We start from the raw sequence: 865 nt of genomic DNA, 5'->3' as shown, positions 1-865 counted from the left end.
AGGAGTTCTTCGTGAACATCGGTGAGATCGCCCAGCGTGCCGGTGTCTCGCGGAGCACCGTGTCCTACGCGCTGAGCGGCAAGCGCCCGGTGTCGGAGGAGACCCGCCGGAAGATCCAGCAGGTCGTCGACGAGCTGGGCTACCGGCCCAGCGCCAGCGCACGTGCCCTGGCCAACGGCCGGACCAGCACGATCGGCCTCGTCTTCCCGCCGGCCGGAAACCACTACACCGGCATGCAGCTGGACTTCATCGGCAGCGTCGTGGAGGCCGCCGCGGCCTACGACTACGACGTGCTGCTGTCGCCGAGCGGCGTGGACAGTGACCGCTCGTTCCAGCGGCTGCTGGGCGAGCGGCGGGTCGACGGCGCCATCCTGATGGAGATCAGACTGGAGGACGACCGGGTCGATCACCTGGCCGCCCTGGACTTCCCGGCCGTCGCCATCGGCCGCACCGCCCACCCGGAGAACGGCTGGTGGGTCGGTCTGGACCACACCGCGCTGGCCGCGGCGTGCGTCCACCACCTCGCGGACCTGGGCCACCACAAGGTCGCCCTCGTCAACCGGCCGGAGCAACTGCTGAAGGCCGGCTACGAGTCGGCGCACCGCGGCCTGGACGGCTTCACCAAAGCCGCGGCCGAGCGCGGGCTGACCGTGCGCACGTACTGCTGCGGGGACGACGCCGCCTCGGGCCAGGCCTGCCTGGAGCGGATCCTGCACGACGACCCCGAGACCACCGCCCTGGTCACGCTCAACGAGGCCGCGTCGGGCGGTCTGTACCGGGGGCTCGCCCAGGCGGGCCGCCATGTGCCGCGCGACTTCTCCGTCACCGGAGTGGTGGCGAGCCGGTGGGCGGAGACGGTCACCCC

Annotated in this window: 1 protein-coding gene; it reads left to right on the top strand. The window is 72.0% G+C overall.

Features of this window, described 5'->3' with window-relative positions; all coding sequences use genetic code 11:
* Positions 1-11 precede the first annotated feature (11 nt).
* Positions 12-865: LacI family DNA-binding transcriptional regulator (locus tag QNO09_RS39600; protein ID WP_283975065.1), on the top strand; the 854-nt coding region annotated here is incomplete at its 3' end.

It is taken from the genome of Streptomyces sp. 378 (assembly GCF_030124145.1).
GTDB lineage: Bacteria > Actinomycetota > Actinomycetes > Streptomycetales > Streptomycetaceae > Streptomyces.
This window is presented reverse-complemented; position numbering and strand designations above follow the sequence as displayed.